The following is a 3647-nucleotide window of genomic DNA, read 5'->3' on the forward strand; positions in this document are numbered from 1 at the left end:
GGCTCAATGATTATCAAGCTGTTCAAGCGGGACAAAAAACAGTTGGTTTTTGCTCCTTCGTCGCTTATTTTAATCAACTATTTTTAGCCCATTATTTGGGCGTTAGAGTTTTAAATAACAATGAGTAAAGGCTTTCAGGAATTACCTCCACGTATCAAAGATGCAATAAGTGAAATTTCTTCAATCAAAGATCGTGACGTTTGGATTCATAAGAACGTTGCTTGGTTTGGTGGGAAATCAATAGTAAAATTATTAGAAAGTGATAATGAACGTGGTGAAGGTCGAGTTCTTGAATATTGTCATGGTTTAGACTTCGAAGAAAATAAGGGACTGAAGTTTTTAGCTGCAATTGGTGTCATCATTTTTACGGCTGTATTTATTTACTATCAAGTAAAAATTAAAAATGACTCTCATGTAGAATTAGTTAATAGCTTTAAACAAACTCAACAACCTTTAAAGTTCGAAAAGTTCTATAAGTTAGGAGATATAAGAGAAAAACGTCCACCAGTAGAAGTTGGTTTTTTAAATGCTTCTGACTTTGAATGCATTATAGAAAGTGAAGCAAGCCATGGAAGAACGCCAAGTATTGATACAACTGAATTTGTGTTAAAGCTAAAAATCCATGAAGAGAATATATTTCTTGAAGTAGTGAAATATAAATCTGAGGTATATTTTCTGTCTTGGAAAACCTTTGAATATGGGTTTAAAGGACATGGATTAGATTCGAAATCGCATTGTCCGGATTCTTTTGAGTAAAACTCTAACAAACGCATCAAAAATGACGTCAAACGCTTGGCTGGCGCTCATTCTTCGCTAATTATAGCCAAGCATTATCTGCATTTTATGCGGGCGTTGAGGCTGTAGAATTTATAAAAAAGACACTTTTAAGTGTCTTTTTTAGTTTTTATTATTTGTTTGTTTTTTAAGCTTGATACCAGATCTTTGATGTGATCTAATAGATATTATTAAACTACTGAACATCAAAATGGCACTTATTATTGCAAAGAGGTAAACCTGATTTATCTTGTCAAAATAAGTTCATACCTATCGACTTTTCCCGACAAATATTACCTGGCACATTTGAATTTGCACTATCTCATATTGTAGATAACCGTCTTGACTTATCAGGTTTTGATGCGTGGTATCAAAATGATAAACGCGGTGCAGCGGCATATCCGCCAACGGTGATGTTAAAGATTATATTACTTGGTTATGCACATGGTTTAGTGTCGAGTCGTCGCATTGCACAAGCGTGTGAAACCAATATTACTTTTATGAGTTTATCGGGTGATGTTCAGCCACATTACACATCAATAGCCAGTTTTGTGGCAAAAATGAGTGAGCAAATAGCGCCTCTATTTACCCAAATACTGATGATTTGTGATGAAGAAGGTTTGATTGGCCGTAATATGTTTGCCATTGATGGCTGTAAGATAAAATCCAATGCAAGCAAAGAATGGAGCGGTACATTTGAAGAGCTAGAACGTAAACAAGTGAAGTTAGAAAAAGCCAGTAAACGTATTTTATCCCGCCATCAATCACAAGATATTATGCCTGAAGATGAAGTTACACACGATTTAAAACAAAAAGAAAAGCTTGATAAAAGTGCCGCCAAAATAGCTGATTACTTGGCAACAAAAAAAGAAAAACTAGGTAGTAAAGGCAAGCCCGTAAAAAGTAATATAACAGATCCTGATAGCGCAAAGATGACCACATCAAAAGGCACAATCCAAGGCTACAATGGGATTGCAATCAATGATGATAAACATCAAATCATTTTACAAGCTCAAACTTGGGGCTCGGTGGGTGAGCAACAAACCTTGAAGCCAGCGATAACACAACTAGAAGAACAACTCAAAGCGTTAGGCACACCGAATACCTTATCGGAAGCAAAGTTCACAGCAGATAGCGGGTTTCATAGTGAAGAAAACTTAAAGTATTTAGCTACTACTGGGTTAGATAGCTATATCGCAGATACGCAATTTAGAAGTAGGAACCCGCTATTTAAAGTGAGTGAAACTTACCATACAGATAAAATGCGAATTAAGATAGATAGCCCAATAGGAAGACGACAATACAGTAAAAGATTGAGCGCTATAGAACCTGTGTTTGGCAATATCACAGTGAATAAAGGCATGAATAAATTCACCTTGCGAGGACAAGAAAAAGTGAATGCGCAATGGCAAATGTATTGTATAGTTCATAACATAGAAAAGTTAAGAAATAGCCTGCATTAAGGGTTAATCAGCCACGAAACAACATCATATCCCACCGAAAAACCAACAAATCAGTACAAAAATCGCAAATATTAAATTCTCATAATTCGAAAAGTAAAAATTGCCAAAAATGTAAGCGTTTTTGATTGTTAAAACAATTTAATGTCAGTAAAGTGTTCCGATTAAAAATAATAATAAAAACGAGTTATTCTACAGGCTTGTTAGGTGCTCATCTCATATAGGAAATTCGAATGGATATGATAAGAAATAAAAATGACTTAAATTTTTACCTTGATGCAGATAGATTTGCTCTAGGTAGAAAAAAGTACAAACCAGCTATAAATGATGAAATATGGAAGTTCCAAATATTATTGAGAAAAGTCGAGTATTACAAAAATATATCACCTAGCTTGATCTCAAAAATATTTTTAAAAATATTCCAGTTAAGGAAACACAGGCTTGGTATTAGATTAGGCTTCGATATTCCTGCTAATGTATTCGGCCCCGGGCTTAGAATCAATCATTATGGAAATATTGTAGTAAATGGAAACTCTAATATTGGCATGTGGTGCGATATACACCAAGGGGTTAATATCGGTTCTAATAACTCTAAAGAAGGAGGCGTTTTAGTCCCTAATATTGGAGATAATGTCTGGATTGGCCCAGGATCCAAAATTTTTGGTGATATTGAGATTGGCAATGAAGTTCAAATTGCTGCTAATGCAGTAGTTAATAAATGTGTACCTAGCAATACAACTATTGGTGGTATTCCAGCAAGAGTAATTAGTGAATCTGGAACGGAAAGCGTTAGTGTAGCAGCAAGTAAATCAAGAATGATGGAATTTATCGGCACATTCCCAAAATATAGGAACTATTTCGACGCACCTAACACATATGAGCCTTAACTCTGTCAATAGGCAATAGTGTTCTTTTTGACCGTTTTTTGCAGTGACGGTCAAATGTAAATCAATAAACAAACCCGTTTACTTCGTATGTCGATGCGGCTGTTAAGCAAGTAGCTTACGGCAAACACATATAGAGGCTCTCTTATTGCGATCTCATCGCTGCCTGCTTTAGTTCATATCCTTATGGTATAGCAAGGGGCACTACGACTAAATGGATTTAGGAGGTAGAATGAAGCAGGATGCCAGAATCGAGACATTCATCGGTTTACCTGATCAAGGCACTATTCAAGCATGTTGGTTGCATAATGTGCACCAGTTAGTTTCAGGCTCAAGTCAGGTGTAAGCGACTTTGCTTATTGTACTAATGCACGCGTACTGAGTGTCTAATCAAGCCAAGAGGCTTAGGTATTTAGGCATATAATCAGGCTAAAGCTTAATGGCTATTAACTCACCCAATCGATTTGTAATTTAAATGTTGTGTAAATTACCGTCTTAAAACTTGTCACACAGCTGTCGTTTATTTGAA

Annotated in this window: 3 protein-coding genes; all 3 read left to right on the forward strand. The window is 35.8% G+C overall.

The genetic code is table 11. The features are described from left to right. The first annotated feature begins 120 nt into the window (after positions 1 to 120). The 3 genes from KO527_RS17335 to KO527_RS17345 all read left to right on the forward strand — a co-directional run bounded on the left by KO527_RS17335 (position 121) and on the right by KO527_RS17345 (position 3121). On the forward strand, positions 121 to 756 hold the full coding sequence (locus KO527_RS17335) for a hypothetical protein (RefSeq protein WP_216041543.1): 636 nt from the start codon (positions 121 to 123) through the stop codon (positions 754 to 756). A 242-nt stretch (positions 757 to 998) separates the two neighbouring features. Further along, on the forward strand, positions 999 to 2237 hold the full coding sequence (locus tag KO527_RS17340) for a transposase (protein ID WP_216041544.1): 1239 nt from the start codon (positions 999 to 1001) through the stop codon (positions 2235 to 2237). Positions 2238 to 2467: 230 nt separating this feature from the next. After that, positions 2468 to 3121, forward strand: a complete 654-nt coding sequence (locus KO527_RS17345) for a serine acetyltransferase (RefSeq protein WP_252733848.1) — start codon at positions 2468 to 2470, stop codon at positions 3119 to 3121. Positions 3122 to 3647: the final 526 nt, after the last annotated feature.

It is taken from the genome of Pseudoalteromonas sp. C2R02 (assembly GCF_018860845.1).
GTDB lineage: Bacteria > Pseudomonadota > Gammaproteobacteria > Enterobacterales > Alteromonadaceae > Pseudoalteromonas.